This is a genomic window from Pseudocitrobacter sp. 2023LY-00077 (genome assembly GCF_055796175.1).
Genome location: NZ_JBSPEI010000015.1, coordinates 19449 through 37336, shown reverse-complemented (window position 1 = coordinate 37336; position 17888 = coordinate 19449). Strand labels below are relative to the sequence as shown.

Here is a 17888-nt window from a genome sequence, read left to right as displayed (position 1 = left end):
CAATAATAAAGCTGGATATAACTACATATCCAGCTTTACCAACAAAATTGATAACGTAAGATAAAGCGCCATAACCAAAACAAGACAATGCTGGCCATTGACATATACTGGAAGCATCCTTTCTTTTTCTTAGTAGTTAATATATATAAATAAGGGAAAAATAGAGGTAATGTTATAACCATAGCAACGATACGCACATCGTCATTTTCGACAGATTTCATTAGATCACAAATGTTTCTAATCTCATCCCCATCAATTAACCACTCTTTATCCTGCGTTGATAATAAAGTGATTAACATAAAGCTAACCAGCAACCAGACAATACTGACTATAAATTTCCATTTCATCATTCACCAGCCTTCAATATTTTAAGTAGCATCTCCTTTTTTTTAATGATTTGTCGCCCGTACTCACTATATTCACGCCCCGCTGTTCCTGGTGCCTGATATATAGAGTTAATTATGTCACTTTTATCTCTTGCGATACCACGATTATACCTAGAGGCCGCGACGATTATTTGCTCATCAGTTAGATAAAGAGTATTAACATCCGGATAATCAAACAGAATCAAATCGTGTAAATGAAAGGCAGCCACTCTGATGTTAAAGTCATTATCAAGCAAACACTGAGATAAACGGAACTGCTGGAATGGAGTTAATGTATCTGGCCGTATACCGATTGTATTTGCAGCGACGCCAATCTGGATAGCTACTGATCCCACTGAAGTCGAACTTGACCACGTTTGGTCATTACTTATTATTTCCTCAATAACCTGTCGAAATTGCAGAACACCTAACCCTTTAAATTTTTCTGGCGTTCCGCCTACTTCCGTAACAGCTACACCGGCAAGTAAAAAATCTGGTATCCTGGCCTCATAAGCATACTTCTTTATCTTTAATCTATGATGGACTAACCAAGCTGTCTTATAATACCAAAGATATACCTTTCCTGTCATAAAGCGTTCACTCGTAGGTAATGCATACCACCGAAAAAAATCAAACCATCCCCAATGGGGAAATCCATGTTCATCAATATCACAAAAAATCAGGTCATCCATACGCACACCTCCACCATTCAGGTGGTGAGAAACATAATTATTGCCAACTTAAAAATATGAGTTCATCGTCACGATGATAAATTTTTTATCAAAAAAAGAAGTCTTTTTTATAACCCCCGCAAATAATTAATTTTTATATATTCAGTTAAAGGAGGAGCCAATTTTTTACTGTATGAAACCTGAACAGCTGCAAATTCAGGTTTCATACCCGTCAGTTACTCTATTGCCAGCTCAGGCGTATTCGCCGTCCGGCGGCGATAGTTCTCGTAAATCCCCATCGCCATCAGCGAGAAGAAGATTGGCCCGCCAATCATCCACAGGGCGCTGCTCCAGTCATTTGCTTCAATCACCGGTTGGATAACGGTGAAGATGTTAGCGAACGATACAATCAGCACCACCACGGCCGTGGCAACCAGCGCAGAAGCGCGCGTTTTAAAGATAACAAACGGCCTTTCCAGATCGGTTTTCGCTTTGAAGAACGGGAACGCCAGCGCCAGGAAAAGATACGGCAGCGTCATTGAGACGTTCGCCATCAGCGTTAGTTTGTTATAAAACGCAGAAGCCGTATCGCCGCCAAACGACACCAGCAGAATAAACAGACACACCAGGCCACACTGCGCCCACATCGCGGTTTCCGGCATACCGCTCGCGTTCAGGCGCGTGACGGATGTCGGCCACAGCGCTTTTGGCGTGCCCTGCACGATAGCTTTCAGCGGCGAGTAGATCAGGGTGAAGAACGCACCGGTATAAGCGAGGAACATCGACAAACCGGTAATGCGCGCAAACCATACGCCAAGCGAGGTCGTTGCCTCAGGCGATAAGCCCAGCGCATGCCCCAGCGTTTCGCCCAGGCTGTGCATCAAGATGTAGGTGATATTCCCAAGATTGGTCGCCCGGTTACTCAGCACCGCCTGCCAGTTTGTGCTCACGCCCCACAGGACAATCGCCAGCGCGTAGCCAATTGAGATAACGAGCGCCGCGAAGATAATGCCTTTCGCAAAGTTCTTCTCCGGGTTTTCGGTTTTATCTACCAGCCCACCAACGGCTTCAATGCCGCCGTAGGCAAAGATAGCAAAGACCACAAATGACAGCATCGCCAGGCCAGACTGGTAGCCCGGATTCGGCGACGCGACAAAGTTAATTGGCTCTGCAAAGTTTCCGCCGTTTAGCGCCATAATCGTGATACTCACCACCAGCAGGACCAGATTCAGGCACATGACCGAAATTCCGCCGACTGCGGTAATTTTGGCGATTTTGTTGATCCCACGGGAGGCGACAAACGTCACCAGTAGCATCCAGCATACCGCGAGAATGCCGACGGCCTGTGTGGGCGTCAGGCCAGCGAAGGCCCACACCTGCGTTTGATCCGAGCCGCACAAAAAGGTGGAAAACGGCACCCACACTTTCGCCGCAGTACTGACCATCCAGACCACATAGGATGAGAACCACATAAAGGTACCGATAAACGCAAAGCGCGGCCCTACGCTGTTATTCATCCACGAGTAGATACCGCCCTCTTCTTTGCGGTACGCCGAGCCCATTTCCGCCATCATTAATGCAAAAGGAATAAAGAAGAAGAGTGCCGAGAGAATATAAAAAGGCGCGGCGCTGTAGCCCATTAAATAGAATGCCGACGGGCTATTGGCAAAGCCAAACACCGACGTAAAGATCATCAGAATAAGCCCGGTGAGGCTCATCTTTTTTAGAGACTGGTTCATCTTACCGTTCCAAAAAGAGTCATAACGCAAATAACGTTATCCCACGCCGACTGGCAGGGACGAAAGCGCGGATAGTAGCAAAAAACCAGATTATTATTGTGACAATATTGGCGGATAACGAAGGAAAAACTGTAAAAAAGAGAGGGGATGGTTACATTATCTAAGTGACGTGAATATTACGATTCCTTTAAATAAGGCGCGGCTATATTTCATCAATAATAGCCGCGCGAAGACGTCAGGCGCGATCGACCGTAAAGGCGATAACGTCGGCAATTTGCTCCGCATCCAGCGCCAGCATCACCAGACGATCGACGCCCAGCGCCACGCCGGAGCAATCAGGCAGGCCAGCCGCTAACGCATCCAGCAGGTTTTTATCGATAGGCTGTTGCGGCAGACCGCGCGCGGCGCGCTTGCGGTTATCCTGCTCGAAACGCTGCTGCTGTTCACGCGCGTCGGTCAGTTCATGGAAACCGTTCGCCAGCTCCATGCCTTTGAAATAGACCTCGAAACGTTCCGCCACACGGTGATCTTCCGCGCTGATTTGCGCCAGCGACGCCTGGCTTGCCGGGAAGTGGTAAACAAAGGTCGGGCGATCTTTACCGATGTGCGGCTCTACGCCGAAAGCGAACAGCAGCTGTAACAGGGTATCCCTGTCTTCTTCTGCATCGGCAACGTTGCTGAGATCCAGTTTCGCGGCCACCTCACGCAGCAGCGTTTTGTCCGCTGAAAGTGGATCAATTTCCAGATGACGCTGGAACGCCTGCTGATAAGAGAGGCTTTCCGCCGGCTGGCACTCCAGGACCTGTTGCAGTAAATCATCCACCTCGTTGATGAGTCGGTACATATCAAAATGCGGACGATACCATTCCAGCATGGTGAATTCCGGGTTGTGATGACGCCCCATTTCTTCATTACGGAAGCTTCGGCACAACTGGAATACCGGACCACAGCCTGCCGCCAGCAGACGCTTCATGTGGTATTCCGGGCTGGTCATCAGATAGAGATTCACACCCTGAGAATGACCAGGGCCCACAAAGCGAGTCTCAAACGGTACCAGATGCACATCGGTTACCGTTGCCTGGCTCATACAGGGCGTTTCCACCTCAAGCACGCCGCGGTCAGCAAAGAAACGACGAATTTCCGTCATAACAGCCGCGCGTTTTAACAGGTTGGGGATGGATGCGCTCGGCTGCCAGGTTGCCGTCTCGCTCATGGTTTTTTCTCCAGATTCAAACAAGGGCACGAAGTCTACTCGTAACCTGTCAGCGAGACAAATTTTGTGCGGAAATTATTAGCCGGGTCAGTTGGCGCAAGGGAGTAGCGAGGGGTAGTTTAGTAATTAAATTAATCAAAATTAGTGATGATTAGAGGCCATCAGACTCAAAAATAATCGAACACATCAAATTTCCCTCAGATTTCTACGGGTATACTGCTTTACCCATAAAGGAGCAGTGGAAACGTTTCCGCCATAGCGAGTCGTAATCAGGTGAACTACCTTTTGCTTAGAGCGAGTGCGGAATAACAATAATCTGGAGGAATGTCGTGCAAACCTTTCAAGCCGATCTTGCCATTATAGGTGCTGGCGGAGCTGGTCTACGAGCAGCCATCGCCGCGGCGCAAGCAAATCCAAACGCCAAAATAGCTTTAATCTCAAAAGTTTATCCGATGCGCAGCCATACCGTTGCGGCTGAAGGTGGCTCCGCTGCCGTCGCGCAGGATCACGATAGCTTTGAATACCATTTTCACGACACCGTAGCCGGTGGGGACTGGCTCTGTGAACAGGATGTCGTGGACTACTTCGTCCATCACTGCCCGACAGAGATGACCCAGCTTGAGCAATGGGGCTGCCCGTGGAGCCGTCGTCCGGACGGTAGCGTGAACGTTCGCCGCTTCGGGGGAATGAAAATCGAACGTACGTGGTTCGCCGCCGATAAGACCGGCTTCCACATGCTTCACACCCTCTTCCAGACCTCTCTGCAATTCCCGCAAATTCAACGCTTCGATGAACATTTCGTTCTCGACATCCTGGTCGATGATGGTCAGGCTCGCGGCCTGGTGGCGATGAATATGATGGAAGGCACGCTGGTACAGATCCGCGCCAACGCAGTGGTGATGGCGACCGGCGGCGCAGGCCGTGTGTATCGCTACAACACCAACGGCGGCATCGTCACCGGTGATGGTATGGGTATGGCGCTCAGCCATGGCATTCCGCTGCGTGATATGGAATTCGTTCAGTATCACCCAACCGGCCTGCCAGGTTCTGGCATCCTGATGACGGAAGGCTGCCGTGGTGAAGGCGGTATTCTGGTCAACAAAAACGGCTACCGTTATCTGCAGGATTACGGCATGGGCCCGGAAACCCCACTGGGCGAGCCGAAAAACAAATATATGGAACTGGGTCCGCGCGACAAAGTTTCTCAGGCTTTCTGGCACGAGTGGCGTAAAGGCAACACCATCTCCACGCCGCGCGGCGATGTGGTTTACCTCGACCTGCGTCATCTGGGCGAGAAAAAACTGCTGGAACGCCTGCCGTTCATCTGCGAACTGGCGAAAGCGTACGTGGGCGTCGATCCGGTGAAAGAGCCGATTCCGGTTCGCCCGACCGCGCACTACACCATGGGCGGTATCGAAACCGATCAGCAGTGTGAAACCCGCATCAAAGGGCTGTTTGCCGTCGGCGAATGTTCCTCCGTCGGCCTGCATGGCGCGAACCGTCTGGGTTCCAACTCGCTGGCTGAACTGGTGGTCTTTGGCCGCATGGCGGGCGAACAGGCAATGGAACGCGCTGCAATGGCAGGCGAAGCCAACAGCGCCGCGCTGGATGCTCAGGTTGCTGACGTTGAAAGCCGCCTGAAAGCACTGGTTAATCAGGAAGGTAGCGAAAACTGGTCGAAGATCCGCGACGAAATGGGTCTGTCGATGGAAGAAGGCTGCGGTATCTACCGTACACCGGAACTGATGCAGAAAACCATCGATAAGCTGGCCGAGCTGCAGGAACGCTTCAAACGCGTACGCATCACCGATACTTCCAGTGTGTTCAACACTGACCTGCTCTATACCATTGAGCTGGGCCACGGCCTGAACGTTGCCGAATGTATGGCGCACTCTGCAATGGCGCGTAAAGAGTCTCGCGGCGCGCACCAGCGTCTGGACGAAGGCTGCACCGAGCGCGATGACGTTAACTTCCTCAAGCATACGCTTGCTTTCCGCGATGCCGACGGCACCACGCGTCTGGACTACAGCGATGTGAAAATCACAACGTTGCCGCCAGCCAAGCGTGTCTACGGTGGCGAAGCTGAAGCAGCCGATAAAAAGGAGAAAGCGAATGGCTGAGATGCATAACCTGAAAATCGAAGTGGTGCGCTACAACCCGGAAGTGGACTCCGCGCCGCACAGCGAATTCTATGAAGTGCCTTATGATGAAACCACCTCGCTGCTGGATGCGTTGGGCTACATCAAAGATAACCTGGCGCCGGACCTGAGCTATCGCTGGTCCTGCCGTATGGCGATCTGCGGTTCCTGTGGCATGATGGTCAATAAGGTGCCGAAGCTGGCCTGTAAGACCTTCCTGCGCGATTACACCAAAGGCATTAAGGTTGAGGCACTGGGCAACTTCCCGATCGAACGCGATCTGGTTGTCGATATGACGCACTTTATCGAAAGCCTGGAAGCGATTAAGCCGTACATCATCGGCAATTCGCGTACGCCGGATCAGGGTCCGAACAACCAGACGCCTGCGCAGATGGCGAAGTATCATCAGTTCTCCGGCTGCATTAACTGCGGCCTGTGCTACGCCGCCTGCCCGCAGTTTGGTCTGAACCCTGAGTTTATCGGCCCTGCCGCCATTACTCTGGCGCACCGTTATAACGAAGACAGCCGCGATCACGGGAAGAAAGAGCGTATGGCACAGCTGAACGGCCAGAATGGTGTCTGGAGCTGTACCTTCGTCGGTTACTGCTCCGAAGTGTGTCCGAAACACGTCGACCCGGCAGCGGCCATTCAGCAGGGTAAAGTGGAAAGCTCGAAAGACTTTCTTATCGCTACCCTGAAACCACGCTAAGGAGTGCATCATGACGACTAAACGCAAACCCTATGTGCGGCCAATGCCGTCCACCTGGTGGAAAAATCTGCCGTTTTATCGCTTCTATATGCTGCGTGAAGGAACGGCGGTGACCGTTGTCTGGTTCAGCGTTTTGCTGATTTGCGGCATTTTTTCGCTGAAGCACGGGCCTGAGTCCTGGGCGAACTATGTCAGTTTCCTGCAAAACCCGATTGTGGTGATCCTGAATCTGATCACCCTCGCGGGTGCGCTACTGCATACCAAAACCTGGTTTGAGCTGGCGCCGAAAGCCGCCAATATTATCGTAAAAGGCGCAAAAATGGGGCCAGAGCCAATTATCAAAGGGCTCTGGGTGGTGACGGCTCTCGTCACCGTGGTCGTGCTGTTTGTGGCACTGTTCTGGTAAGGAGGCCAGGGTGATTAATCCAAATCCAAAACGTTCTGACGAACCGGTATTCTGGGGCCTGTTTGGCGCAGGCGGGATGTGGGGCGCAATCGTCGCGCCGGTGATTGTCCTGCTGGTTGGCATCATGCTGCCGCTGGGGCTGTTCCCGGGCGATGCGCTGAGCTATGAGCGCGTGCTGGCCTTTGCACAAAGCTTTATTGGCCGTGCGTTTCTGTTCCTGATGATTGTGCTGCCGCTGTGGTGCGGTTTACACCGTATTCACCACGCGATGCACGATCTGAAAATTCACGTTCCAAGCGGAAAGTGGGTTTTCTACGGCCTGGCTGCTATTCTGACGGTTGTGACGCTGATTGGTATCGTCACCATCTGATGAAGTCCTAATGTTAATCCGGCCCGCCACTGGCGGGCCGTTTTGTATGGAAGCCTGGTCATGTTCAAAACGTCTCTCTGCGCGCTGCTGCTTGGCGCCTCCTGCACCGCACTTGCCGCACCTCACACTGAACAACAGATAACGGAAATCGTTAATCGCGTCATTACGCCACTCATTAAAGAGCAGGCCATTCCTGGCATGGCCGTCGCGGTCATCTATCAGGGCAAACCGTATTACTTTACCTGGGGTGACGCCGACGTCGCGAAAAAGCAGCCCGTCACGCAACAGACGCTGTTCGAGCTGGGTTCAGTCAGTAAAACCTTCACCGGCGTACTGGGCGGCGACGCTATCGCGCGTGGGGAAATTAGCCTGAACGACCCGGCGACAAAATACTGGCCAGAACTCACCGGGAAACAGTGGCAGGGCATTACGCTGCTGCATCTCGCGACTTACACCGCAGGTGGTTTACCGCTACAGGTACCGGACGACGTGACGACCGATGCTGAACTGCGTCGCTATTATCAACACTGGCAGCCAGAATGGGCGCCGGGCACGCACCGCTTATATGCCAACGCCAGCATTGGGCTTTTTGGCGCGATGGCGGTGAAACCTTCCGGTTTGAGCTTTGAGAAGGCCATGACCGAACGCGTGTTGCAGCCGCTTAAGCTCACGCAGACATGGGTCACCGTCCCGGCCGCCGAACAGAAACACTACGCCTGGGGATATCGCGATGGAAAAGCCGTGCACGTCTCGCCAGGCCAACTGGATGCCGAAGCCTATGGTGTGAAATCCAGTATTCAGGATATGGCGCACTGGGTGCAGTTCAATATGAATGCCAGCAAAATCAAAGAGAAAACTCTGCGACAGGGCATTTCACTGGCACAGTCGCGCTACTGGCAAATTGGCGAAATGTATCAGGGATTAGGCTGGGAAATGCTGAACTGGCCGGTCAACCCTGACACCATCGTCAACGGCAGCGACAGTAAAATCGCCCTCGCCGCGCTGCCAGCGAAAGCGATAACGCCGCCAGCGCCCGCCGTAAGCGCATCATGGGTGCATAAAACCGGCGCAACCGGCGGATTTGGTAGCTACGTCGCCTTTGTGCCGCAGCAAGAACTCGGCATTGTGATGCTGGCAAACAAAAACTACCCCAATCCTGCGCGCGTAGCCGCCGCGTATCAAATTCTGAATTCGCTGAAATAAGTGATTTCTGGCCTGTTTCGGCAGGCCGTTCCCACTCGATTTTCCTGCTGTCATCTACACTTAACAGAAAACCAGTAAGGAAACTCTTATGCGCATCCTGCCCGTTGTCGCCGCCGTCGCCGCCGCGTTTTTGGTGGTTGCCTGCAGCTCCCCGACGCCGCCAAAAGGCGTTACCGTTGTGACGCCATTTGATACTACTCGCTACCTTGGCACATGGTACGAAATTGCCCGCTTTGATCACCGATTTGAAAGCGGGCTGGAACAAGTCACCGCAACTTATCGTCTGCGTGATGACGGTGGTCTGAACGTGACAAATAAAGGCTATAACCCGGATCGGGCGATGTGGCAGAAAACCGAGGGGAAAGCGTATTTCACCGGCGATCCAAACCGCGCCGCCCTAAAAGTGTCGTTCTTCGGACCCTTCTACGGTGGCTATAACGTGATTGCCCTCGATAAAGAGTACCGCCACGCATTGGTTTGCGGGCCGGATCGCGACTACCTGTGGATACTCTCACGCACACCGACTATTTCAGATGAGATGAAACAGCAGATGCTGGCCGTCGCAACCCGGCAGGGGTTTGATATCAGTAAGCTAATTTGGGTGAAACAGCCCCATTAATGGGTGCTGAGTTTCAGGCCGATGATCCCCGCAACAATCAGCCCCAGGCTCGCCAGACGCATGGGGCTTGCAGATTCACCCAGCAGGAGAATTCCGGTAATGGCAGCGCCCACCGCGCCAATGCCGGTCCAGACCGCATAAGCCGTGCCGACCGGCAGGCTTTTCATCGCCCAGGAAAGCAACGCCATACTGACAATCATAGCCGCAATGGTGATGACGCTTGGCGTCAGGCGGCTAAACCCATGGGTGTATTTCAGGCCAACCGCCCAAACCACTTCAAGTAAACCAGCGATAAGTAGAATAATCCAGGACATAACAGGCTCCAGAGAAATGGGGCCGTCCCCGATGAAAAGAGGCGCTTACGGGTCGTCCCGCAAGGCGATGGTGAAGCGTTATTTTATCAATCGTAAACGCGAGGGGCAAACAGGAAGAACGGTACGGAGAGGTCGCCGTACCGTTTAAAGGCGCAAATTACTGCTGAGCTTTAGTGGCCGCACCGGAAATCGCATTGCCACCATCAGAAATATCTTCGCCAACGCCGCGTGTTGTATTACACGCCGTCAGTACGGATGAAAGCACTACCACGGTAAAAAACGCTGCAATTGTTTTCTTAATCATCATATCGTCCTTTAATGGTCAATGTTTATGCATGTAGCCTGTTAAGCATAGACAAATTCCCGCGCTTCGACGGAAAAGGAGAACGATTTAAGAATTATGAAGGGTTAGCTGGCGGCGTGAGAAATAATGCTGCCGAGATCTTTGATATCTTCTCCAACACCACGGGCGGTGTTGCATCCGCTCAGCAATGCGCCGGCGACAATCAGCAGTAGAAGTGTTTTTACGGTACGGGTCATCATCCTTGCCTGAAATCATCAGGCGCAGCGCCGTGCTGCGCCCTCATTCATCCATTTATAACATGGATTACTTCACGCGGGATACATATTCGCCAGAGCGGGTATCCACTTTGATAACTTCGCCAATCTGAACGAACAGCGGCACTTTAACCACTGCGCCAGTGGACAGGGTCGCCGGCTTACCGCCAGTACCTGCGGTGTCGCCTTTCAGACCTGGATCGGTTTCAACGATTTCCAGTTCAACGAAGTTCGGCGGGGTAACGGAGATAGGCTGACCGTTCCACAGAGTCACGATGCATTCAGCCTGATCCAGCAGCCATTTGTCGCTATCGCCAATCGCTTTTGCGTCAGCAGACAGCTGTTCGAAGGTTTCGTTGTTCATGAAGTGCCAGAACTCACCGTCGTTGTACAGGTAAGTCAGGTTCATATCGACAACGTCAGCACCTTCAGCGGAGTCAGTAGATTTGAAGGTTTTTTCTACACGGGTACCGGTCAGCAGGCGGCGCAGTTTAACGCGAGCAAACGCCTGACCTTTACCTGGTTTAACGAATTCACTGGCTTCAACCGCGTACGGTTCGCCGTCCAACATGATTTTAAGACCAGCACGAAAATCGTTGCTATAGTAAGTCGCCATAAGGCCCTCTGAAATTGTGAAATGGTAGCTAAGCCACAAAATGGCGCATATTGTAACCCTAAATACCCCATCCAGAGAAGATTGGTTATCGCAACTTGCCGATGTTGTGACCGATCCGGATGAACTATTACGTCTTTTAAATGTAGACGCTGATGAAAAATTGCTCGCAGGAAGAGACGCGAAACGTCTTTTCCCGCTTCGCGTTCCCCGTGCGTTTATCGCCCGGATGGAAAAAGGTAACCCAAATGACCCGTTATTGCGTCAGGTTTTAACCGTGCAGGACGAGTTCATCACCGCGCCCGGTTTCTCAACCGACCCGCTGGAAGAGCAGCACAGCGTGGTGCCAGGGCTACTGCATAAATACCGTAACCGGGCGTTGCTACTGGTGAAGGGCGGCTGTGCGGTGAACTGCCGTTACTGCTTCCGTCGCCACTTCCCGTATGCGGAAAACCAGGGCAACAAACGCAACTGGCAGGCCGCGCTCGACTATATCGCGCAGCATCCTGAGCTGGACGAAATTATTTTCTCCGGCGGCGACCCGTTAATGGCGAAAGATCATGAGCTGGAGTGGTTGATAACGCACCTTGAAGCCCTTCCGCATGTTAAACGTCTGCGCATTCATAGCCGCTTGCCAATCGTTATTCCGGCACGCATCACCGATGTGCTGGTTACGCGTTTCGCACAAAGTCGGCTACAAATTCTGCTGGTGAATCACATCAACCATGCCAGAGAGATAGACGATGAATTTCGTGCTGCGATGGCGCGTTTACGCCAGGCGGGCGTGACGCTGTTAAACCAGAGCGTGCTGCTGCGCGGCGTGAACAATAATGCTCAAACGCTGGCTGACCTCAGTAACGCGCTCTTCGATGCGGGCGTGATGCCTTACTACCTTCACGTGCTCGATAAAGTACAGGGCGCAGCCCATTTCCTGGTGAGCGATGACGAAGCGCGTACCATTATGCGTGAACTGCTGACGCTGATTTCCGGTTATATGGTGCCTAAACTGGCACGTGAAATTGGCGGCGAGCCCAGCAAAACGCCATTGGATCTTCAGCTTCGCCAGCATTAATTCATCTGCCCTCTATTATGAGGGCATTATTATTCGATTAATATATATTTATTATCTTAATAATAGTTATTGGACTGAGTTTATCTGGACATCAGTAATAGCTGTGATATTTTACTTCACCAGCTGATATCGCCCTAATTAATAATATATATCTATAATTTTCAATTAAGCATTTACAAGATATATGGTTATGGAGAACCAACATGGCATTGAATATTAAAAGCGTTAATACCGGTGTTATTCGTCAGGGAAATGCATTTGTCGCATTAGCCTTAAAAATCAAAGAGCAAAAAAATAAAGAATCTCTCTTCTTTTTCCCTGCGCTGGTACTCAGAGATCTCCTCATCGCCATGGAAAGCCGCCTTGCGGCGCTGCATCAGCTGCAAGGCGATGAATTGCAGAAGTATGAGAAAGCCCGCGATAAAGCCGGTAAAAAGATGCTGGAAAGCGTACCTGCGCTTCAGGAAGAGGAGTTACGCCATGCCGATGTCAATTTCCGCGTCGATGGGCTGGAACTGTCTAAAAACGGTAAAGATGAATTAACCATTACGCTAAAACTGCATCGTGGGGAAAGCGTCGAATTGACGATTAATGAATTGCAGATTGACCTGCTGGTCAAAGCAATTATTCATTCCATTAATAATGCAGGAATGAAAGAGCTGGCGCTGCGTATTTCTTCACTGCTGGACTTCCTGCCGCTGTATGATGCTGATTGTCAGGAGAAAGGCAGTCTGGAATATGACTTCTACGACCAGGCGCAGTGGAAACACGATCTGTTCAGCCATTATCTGGCCGTGCTTTATCGCTTTACCGATAAAGAAGGCAAAGAGTGTTTTAGCGGCAGCATTGTTAAAACGCGTACGCCATCAGGCAGTAAAGAAGCGCAGGCAATTTCTCGTCGTTTGATCGATTTCAGCCCACGGCTGAAAAAACTGGCCGGCACGCCGTGCCAGGTATATGTCAGAACCTTAAACGCGAATAACGGGCAGCAGCTGACGCAAGAGCAGTGTTTGCGCGCGCTGTATCATTTACGCGTCCAGTCGGTGAAAACACCGGCCTGATGGCGTCGGATGGCGGCGATAACGTCGCCATCCGGCAATTAGCGCCCCTGAAAAATCAGTTCGGGCACTTATAAACCTGGCCGTTCATTTCGGTGTCGGTCGGCACAAAACTTGAAAGCATACCCTGAGTTGGGCTGCTGACACCGTAAATCACGTTGCCGCCCATCTCTGCCGCGTGGTTACGCAGCGCATTCGCCGCACCGCGCATCGAGCCACCCTCTTCGCCCGTCTGGCCAGAAAGCCAGTTTCCCTGTTTACCTGTTGCAGTACCTAACAGCTGGCATTCTGCGCCCGGCTTATCTTCAACGAAGCGAACATTCTGCCCACCCGCACTTAATTCGTTGCTGGAACTACAGCCAGCTAACAGCAGCGCGGCGCCAACGATCCCTGCTAAATATTTTACCTGCATGTTATTCCCCACAATCAATGAGCTGGACGCATGTCGTCCGTGTGTAAACCTTATACTAAAAAGATGACCAAAAGAAAAACCCCCGGTCATTTCTGACCAGGGGTTTCTTTGTTGCTATGGGGTATAGCGCACGATTACATCATGCCGCCCATACCACCCATGCCGCCCATACCAGCAGCACCTAAGTCAGGCGCGTCGCCTTTCGGCAGGTCGGTTACCATGCACTCGGTGGTGATCATCAGACCAGCAACGGATGCCGCGTACTGCAGAGCAGAACGGGTTACTTTCGTTGGGTCCAGGATACCGAAGTCGATCATGTTGCCGTATTCTTCAGTTGCGGCATTGTAACCGTAGTTACCTTCACCCGCTTTAACCGCGTTAGCGACAACAGACGGTTCTTCACCGCAGTTCAGGACGATCTGACGCAGCGGCGCTTCCATTGCGCGCAGCGCAACTTTGATACCGACGTTCTGATCTTCGTTCTGGCCGCGCAGGGCGCTCAGTTTCGCTGCAACGCGAACCAGGGCAACACCACCACCAGCAACCACGCCTTCTTCTACCGCAGCACGGGTCGCGTGCAGGGCATCGTCAACGCGTGCTTTTTTCTCTTTCATTTCAACTTCGGTAGCAGCACCGACTTTGATAACGGCAACGCCGCCTGCCAGTTTCGCAACGCGTTCCTGCAGTTTTTCGCGATCGTAGTCAGAGGTCGCTTCTTCGATCTGTTTACGGATCTGAGTAACACGGCCCTGAATCGCAGATTCTTCACCCACGCCATCGATGATGGTGGTGGTGTCTTTGTTGATAACAACGCGTTTCGCCTGACCCAGATCTTCCAGCGTGGTTTTTTCCAGCTCCATACCGATCTCTTCAGAGATAACGGTACCGCCAGTCAGGGTTGCGATGTCCTGCAGCATAGCTTTACGACGGTCGCCGAAGCCCGGAGCTTTAACAGCAGCTACTTTCACGATGCCGCGCATGGTGTTAACCACCAGGGTCGCCAGCGCTTCGCCCTCAACGTCTTCAGCGATGATAACCAGCGGTTTGCCTGCTTTCGCAACGGCTTCCAAAACTGGCAGCATTTCGCGGATGTTGGAGATTTTTTTGTCAGCCAGCAGGATGAACGGGCTTTCCAGCTCAACAGCACCGGTGTCCGGTTTGTTGATGAAGTACGGAGACAGGTAGCCACGGTCGAACTGCATACCTTCAACCACGTCCAGCTCATCTTCCAGACCGGTACCGTCTTCAACGGTGATCACGCCTTCTTTACCGACTTTGTCCATCGCTTCTGCGATCAGTTTACCTACGGTTTCGTCGGAGTTAGCGGAGATAGTACCTACCTGCGCGATAGCTTTGGAGTCAGAGCAAGGTACGGACAGGGTTTTCAGTTCTTCAACTGCTGCCTGAACCGCTTTGTCGATACCACGTTTCAGGTCCATCGGGTTCATACCCGCAGCAACAGCTTTCAGGCCTTCAGTGATGATGGACTGAGCCAGTACGGTCGCGGTGGTGGTACCGTCGCCTGCAGCGTCATTCGCTTTAGAGGCAACTTCTTTCACCATCTGCGCGCCCATGTTTTCGAATTTGTCTTCCAGCTCGATTTCACGCGCGACGGAAACACCATCTTTGGTGATGGTCGGCGCACCGAAGGATTTGTCGAGAACCACGTTACGGCCTTTCGGGCCCAGGGTTACTTTAACTGCGTCTGCCAGTACGTTTACGCCGCGCAGCATTTTCACACGAGCGTCGTTACCGAATTTTACGTCTTTAGCTGCCATTATCTTTATTCCTTAAATTCGTATGTTCAGTGTCGTTCGCGGATTACGCTTCAACAATTGCCAGAATGTCGCTTTCGGACATGATCAACACTTCTTCGTTGTCGATCTTCTCGGATTTCACGCCGTAGCCATCGTTGAAAATAACGATGTCACCAACTTTAACGTCCAGCGGCTGCACAGTCCCGTTTTCCAGGATGCGACCCTTACCGACAGCGATGATTTCGCCACGAGTTGATTTTGCTGCTGCAGAACCGGTCAGAACGATGCCGCCAGCAGATTTCGTTTCAACTTCTTTACGTTTGACGATCACACGATCATGTAACGGACGAATACTCATTGATAGCTCTCCTTTGAGAAAGTCTTTATCAGTTATGGGTGACGCCGGGCCGCGATCGGTTTTCCGGCTAGTGACCAGAGAGATGGGGATGGGCCCTCTGCCCTTCAAGGGGCAAGTCGAAAAAAATTTCAGAAAAAATTGCGATCGCTGCGAAACGGTGTACCCCGACGAAAAGCAGGGTAAATCGCTTGCGTTTCAGCCAATAACGGTTGTGTTACTATCCGTTTCTTTACGAATGCCGGGACGCGGTCATGAGTGGTCTGAAACAAGAGCTGGGGTTGGCTCAGGGTGTAGGTTTACTTTCAACTTCATTGTTGGGAACCGGCGTCTTTGCGGTTCCTGCACTGGCGGCGTTAGTTGCCGGGGGCGATAGCCTGTGGGCGTGGCCCGTTTTGATTATTCTTGTCTTTCCCGTCGCCATTGTTTTCGCCATTCTGGGCCGTCACTTCCCCAGCGCAGGCGGCGTGGCGCACTTTGTCGACATGGCGTTTGGCCCTCGTCTGGCGCGCGTGACCGGCTGGCTGTTCCTTTCGGTTATCCCCGTTGGTCTCCCTGCGGCGTTGCATATCGCCACCGGTTTTGGTCAGGCGCTGTTTGGCTGGCACGACAGCCAATTGTTGCTGGCGGAGATTGGCACGCTGGCGATTGTCTGGTGGTTGGGCTCGCGCGGGGCAAGTTCCAGCGCCAACCTGCAAACGCTGGTTGCGGTACTCATCGTGGCACTCATTGCCGCCATCTGGTGGTTTGGCGATATTCGCCTGGGCGCAATCCCCTTCCCGCCCGTCACGCAAATTGCACCCGACCATTTGTTCTCAGCGCTCTCCGTGATGTTCTGGTGCTTCGTCGGGCTGGAAGCGTTCGCCCATCTGGCCTCTGAATTTAAAAATCCTGAGCGCGATTTCCCGCGCGCACTGATGATTGGCCTGCTGCTCGCGGGTACGGTTTACTGGGCCTGTACAGTGGTGGTGCTGCACTTCAACGCCTATAACAGCGAACTGGCGGCCGCCGCCTCACTGCCCACTATTGTGGTGCAACTCTTTGGCGTTCAGGCGTTGTGGGTGGCCTGCGTGATAGGCTACCTCGCCTGCTTTGCCAGCCTGAACATCTATATCCAGAGCTTCGCGCGTCTGGTCTGGACACAGGCGCAAAATAAGCCGCAGAGCCCGCTGTCACGCCTGTCGAAAAAGCAGCTTCCCGTTAATGCGCTGAACGCGGTATTAGGCTGCTGTGTGATCAGCACGCTGGCAATTTTCTGGCTCGATATCAACCTTGATGCGCTGATCGTCTACGCTAACGGCATCTTCATTGTTATCTATTTGCTGTGCATGCTGGCGGGATGCCGCTTGCTGAAGGGGCGTTATAAAGCGCTGGCGGTGACGGGCGCGCTGCTTTGCGTCGTTTTGCTGGCGATGGTGGGATGGAAGTGTTTGTACGCGCTGGTGATGCTGGCGGTGTTCTGGCTGTTCCTGCCAAAAAGCAGTGGCGCGTAAACCGCGCCACTTCGGAACCGATTAGCGGTCGTCTTTGTGATCCAGACGGTCGCGCTCTTCATCTTTACGCTGATATTCACCATCAAACGTCTGTCCGCCATCGTTGCTGGCGCTGAACCCACCACCCGGCATACGCGAGAAGTGCAGATGCGGCAACAGTTTCATGGTCAGATGTTTCTGCACCGGCGGCAGCAGAAGCAGCAGGCCGAGGAAGTCGGTGAAGAAGCCAGGCAGCAACAGCAGTAAACCTGCCAGAATCAGAGAAACGCTTTTCACCATCTCTGCCGCCGGGCTTTCTCCTGCTTCCATTTTCTGCTGCATCAGCACGAAATTCTTGAAGCCCTGGTTACGCACCAGCGACATACCAATCACGGAAGTAAAGATGACCAAAACTAATGTGAGCAGGACGCCAAAGACATGGGCGACCTGAATAAAAATCGATATCTCTATGTAAACATAAAGAAAAATAGCAATAAACGGTATCCAGCGCACTGGCTTCTCCTGTTAATCGTGGATGCTCTCGCCTCCACGTAAAAATTTTGCTGCTGTCACCCTGTGTAAATGGTGGCGGCCTGTCATTTTTCAATCAGACAGTCGAGAAATTTTTGTCAGCAATGGTCAAGCGGTGACCCATTTCACAAATCAATAAATCTTATGAGAATCGCCTCGTAATAAGTGATCAAGATTACTGTAATTCGCTATCATCAGCATATGATCACGGGCACCGGGTCGATTAAGGACATAATCGTCGGCCAGAAAATACGCATAACCTCGTAAATTCTGCGTATTTGGTGAATTCATTGGCAGATTGCAAAAGAAGGTT

21 protein-coding genes are annotated in these 17888 nt (G+C 52.1%); 9 read left to right on the top strand and 12 right to left on the bottom strand.

The genetic code is table 11. From position 1 onward, the window contains the following. Positions 1-35: 35 nt before the first annotated feature. The 4 genes from ACWWFX_RS18495 to epmA all read right to left on the bottom strand — a co-directional run bounded on the left by ACWWFX_RS18495 (position 36) and on the right by epmA (position 3988). Positions 36-350 (bottom strand): YjeO family protein, encoded by a 315-nt coding sequence (locus tag ACWWFX_RS18495; RefSeq protein WP_473224444.1) that lies wholly within the window; start codon positions 348-350, stop codon positions 36-38. After that, complete coding sequence (locus ACWWFX_RS18490) at positions 347-1057, bottom strand: hypothetical protein (protein ID WP_473224443.1); 711 nt, start codon at positions 1055-1057, stop codon at positions 347-349. Before ACWWFX_RS18490 ends, ACWWFX_RS18495 begins: the two co-directional genes overlap by 4 nt. Positions 1058-1272: 215 nt before the next feature. Then, on the bottom strand, positions 1273-2775 hold the full coding sequence (gene yjeM / locus ACWWFX_RS18485; protein ID WP_276220705.1) for a glutamate/gamma-aminobutyrate family transporter YjeM: 1503 nt from the start codon (positions 2773-2775) through the stop codon (positions 1273-1275). A gap of 235 nt (positions 2776-3010) precedes the next feature. After that, positions 3011-3988, bottom strand: a complete 978-nt coding sequence (gene epmA / locus ACWWFX_RS18480; protein WP_276220707.1) for an elongation factor P--(R)-beta-lysine ligase — start codon at positions 3986-3988, stop codon at positions 3011-3013. A 329-nt stretch (positions 3989-4317) separates the two neighbouring features. On the opposite strand from epmA, the gene frdA reads away from it, so the two are divergent. The 6 genes from frdA (at position 4318) to ACWWFX_RS18450 (ending at position 9433) form a co-directional block, all read left to right on the top strand. Beyond that, entirely contained in the window at positions 4318-6108 is a 1791-nt protein-coding gene (frdA, locus tag ACWWFX_RS18475; RefSeq protein ID WP_473224442.1) for a fumarate reductase (quinol) flavoprotein subunit, read from the top strand. Then, complete coding sequence (gene frdB, locus ACWWFX_RS18470; protein ID WP_149465074.1) at positions 6101-6835, top strand: fumarate reductase iron-sulfur protein; 735 nt, start codon at positions 6101-6103, stop codon at positions 6833-6835. Before frdA ends, frdB begins: the two co-directional genes overlap by 8 nt. A gap of 10 nt (positions 6836-6845) precedes the next feature. After that, the gene (gene frdC / locus ACWWFX_RS18465; protein WP_276220710.1) at positions 6846-7241 is read left to right on the top strand and encodes a fumarate reductase subunit FrdC; all 396 of its coding nucleotides are present in this window, start codon (positions 6846-6848) and stop codon (positions 7239-7241) included. A 10-nt stretch (positions 7242-7251) separates the two neighbouring features. Beyond that, positions 7252-7611 (top strand): fumarate reductase subunit FrdD, encoded by a 360-nt coding sequence (gene frdD / locus ACWWFX_RS18460; protein WP_108476109.1) that lies wholly within the window; start codon positions 7252-7254, stop codon positions 7609-7611. A gap of 60 nt (positions 7612-7671) precedes the next feature. Further along, positions 7672-8814: a CMY2/MIR/ACT/EC family class C beta-lactamase gene (ampC, locus tag ACWWFX_RS18455; RefSeq protein ID WP_473224441.1), complete on the top strand. Its 1143-nt coding sequence runs from the start codon at positions 7672-7674 to the stop codon at positions 8812-8814. Between the two features lie 88 nt (positions 8815-8902). After that, positions 8903-9433: a lipocalin family protein gene (locus tag ACWWFX_RS18450; protein ID WP_276220714.1), complete on the top strand. Its 531-nt coding sequence runs from the start codon at positions 8903-8905 to the stop codon at positions 9431-9433. Here the strand turns inward: ACWWFX_RS18450 and sugE are convergent. The 4 genes from sugE to efp form a co-directional block, all read right to left on the bottom strand. After that, positions 9430-9747: a quaternary ammonium compound efflux SMR transporter SugE gene (gene sugE / locus ACWWFX_RS18445; RefSeq protein WP_015966232.1), complete on the bottom strand. Its 318-nt coding sequence runs from the start codon at positions 9745-9747 to the stop codon at positions 9430-9432. The two genes, ACWWFX_RS18450 and sugE, sit on opposite strands and share 4 nt — an antisense overlap. Before the next feature lie 157 nt (positions 9748-9904). Continuing rightward, complete coding sequence (gene ecnB / locus ACWWFX_RS18440) at positions 9905-10051, bottom strand: lipoprotein toxin entericidin B (protein WP_015966233.1); 147 nt, start codon at positions 10049-10051, stop codon at positions 9905-9907. A 104-nt stretch (positions 10052-10155) separates the two neighbouring features. Beyond that, positions 10156-10287: an entericidin A/B family lipoprotein gene (locus ACWWFX_RS18435; RefSeq protein ID WP_041686332.1), complete on the bottom strand. Its 132-nt coding sequence runs from the start codon at positions 10285-10287 to the stop codon at positions 10156-10158. A gap of 67 nt (positions 10288-10354) precedes the next feature. Further along, a complete protein-coding gene (gene efp / locus ACWWFX_RS18430; protein WP_276220717.1) occupies positions 10355-10921 on the bottom strand; it encodes an elongation factor P in 567 nt (188 codons plus the stop codon). Between the two features lie 40 nt (positions 10922-10961). Here efp and epmB point away from each other — a divergent pair, with 40 nt between their 5' ends. Both epmB and yjeJ read left to right on the top strand, forming a co-directional pair. After that, positions 10962-11990 (top strand): EF-P beta-lysylation protein EpmB, encoded by a 1029-nt coding sequence (epmB, locus tag ACWWFX_RS18425; RefSeq protein ID WP_473224440.1) that lies wholly within the window; start codon positions 10962-10964, stop codon positions 11988-11990. Between the two features lie 203 nt (positions 11991-12193). Continuing rightward, complete coding sequence (gene yjeJ / locus ACWWFX_RS18420) at positions 12194-13051, top strand: YjeJ family protein (protein WP_276220721.1); 858 nt, start codon at positions 12194-12196, stop codon at positions 13049-13051. Between the two features lie 55 nt (positions 13052-13106). Here yjeJ and ACWWFX_RS18415 read toward each other — a convergent pair whose 3' ends face one another. From ACWWFX_RS18415 to ACWWFX_RS18405, 3 genes are all read right to left on the bottom strand, one after another. Further along, positions 13107-13460, bottom strand: a complete 354-nt coding sequence (locus ACWWFX_RS18415) for a DUF4156 domain-containing protein (protein ID WP_015966237.1) — start codon at positions 13458-13460, stop codon at positions 13107-13109. A gap of 134 nt (positions 13461-13594) precedes the next feature. Then, the gene (gene groL, locus ACWWFX_RS18410) at positions 13595-15238 is read right to left on the bottom strand and encodes a chaperonin GroEL (protein WP_276220724.1); all 1644 of its coding nucleotides are present in this window, start codon (positions 15236-15238) and stop codon (positions 13595-13597) included. 43 nt (positions 15239-15281) lie between these two features. Then, positions 15282-15575 (bottom strand): co-chaperone GroES, encoded by a 294-nt coding sequence (locus ACWWFX_RS18405; protein WP_003855929.1) that lies wholly within the window; start codon positions 15573-15575, stop codon positions 15282-15284. 251 nt (positions 15576-15826) lie between these two features. Here ACWWFX_RS18405 and yjeH point away from each other — a divergent pair, with 251 nt between their 5' ends. After that, the gene (yjeH, locus tag ACWWFX_RS18400; protein ID WP_456146972.1) at positions 15827-17065 is read left to right on the top strand and encodes an L-methionine/branched-chain amino acid transporter; all 1239 of its coding nucleotides are present in this window, start codon (positions 15827-15829) and stop codon (positions 17063-17065) included. Positions 17066-17086: 21 nt separating this feature from the next. Here the strand turns inward: yjeH and ACWWFX_RS18395 are convergent, their stop codons facing one another. Further along, positions 17087-17557: an FxsA family protein gene (locus ACWWFX_RS18395; RefSeq protein WP_015966240.1), complete on the bottom strand. Its 471-nt coding sequence runs from the start codon at positions 17555-17557 to the stop codon at positions 17087-17089. Between the last annotated feature and the right edge of the window lie 331 nt (positions 17558-17888).

Coding starts and splice junctions, on each gene's coding strand:
- efp (WP_276220717.1), bottom strand. CDS start 10,921: ATGGCGACTTACTATAGCAACGATTTTCGTGCTGGTCTTAAAATCATG.
- ACWWFX_RS18415 (WP_015966237.1), bottom strand. CDS start 13,460: ATGCAGGTAAAATATTTAGCAGGGATCGTTGGCGCCGCGCTGCTGTTA.
- yjeJ (WP_276220721.1), top strand. CDS start 12,194: ATGGCATTGAATATTAAAAGCGTTAATACCGGTGTTATTCGTCAGGGA.
- ACWWFX_RS18435 (WP_041686332.1), bottom strand. CDS start 10,287: ATGACCCGTACCGTAAAAACACTTCTACTGCTGATTGTCGCCGGCGCA.
- ACWWFX_RS18450 (WP_276220714.1), top strand. CDS start 8,903: ATGCGCATCCTGCCCGTTGTCGCCGCCGTCGCCGCCGCGTTTTTGGTG.
- epmA (WP_276220707.1), bottom strand. CDS start 3,988: ATGAGCGAGACGGCAACCTGGCAGCCGAGCGCATCCATCCCCAACCTG.
- ACWWFX_RS18405 (WP_003855929.1), bottom strand. CDS start 15,575: ATGAGTATTCGTCCGTTACATGATCGTGTGATCGTCAAACGTAAAGAA.
- yjeH (WP_456146972.1), top strand. CDS start 15,827: ATGAGTGGTCTGAAACAAGAGCTGGGGTTGGCTCAGGGTGTAGGTTTA.
- sugE (WP_015966232.1), bottom strand. CDS start 9,747: ATGTCCTGGATTATTCTACTTATCGCTGGTTTACTTGAAGTGGTTTGG.
- ampC (WP_473224441.1), top strand. CDS start 7,672: ATGTTCAAAACGTCTCTCTGCGCGCTGCTGCTTGGCGCCTCCTGCACC.
- frdB (WP_149465074.1), top strand. CDS start 6,101: ATGGCTGAGATGCATAACCTGAAAATCGAAGTGGTGCGCTACAACCCG.
- ecnB (WP_015966233.1), bottom strand. CDS start 10,051: ATGATTAAGAAAACAATTGCAGCGTTTTTTACCGTGGTAGTGCTTTCA.
- groL (WP_276220724.1), bottom strand. CDS start 15,238: ATGGCAGCTAAAGACGTAAAATTCGGTAACGACGCTCGTGTGAAAATG.
- frdC (WP_276220710.1), top strand. CDS start 6,846: ATGACGACTAAACGCAAACCCTATGTGCGGCCAATGCCGTCCACCTGG.
- epmB (WP_473224440.1), top strand. CDS start 10,962: ATGGCGCATATTGTAACCCTAAATACCCCATCCAGAGAAGATTGGTTA.
- ACWWFX_RS18495 (WP_473224444.1), bottom strand. CDS start 350: ATGATGAAATGGAAATTTATAGTCAGTATTGTCTGGTTGCTGGTTAGC.
- yjeM (WP_276220705.1), bottom strand. CDS start 2,775: ATGAACCAGTCTCTAAAAAAGATGAGCCTCACCGGGCTTATTCTGATG.
- ACWWFX_RS18490 (WP_473224443.1), bottom strand. CDS start 1,057: ATGGATGACCTGATTTTTTGTGATATTGATGAACATGGATTTCCCCAT.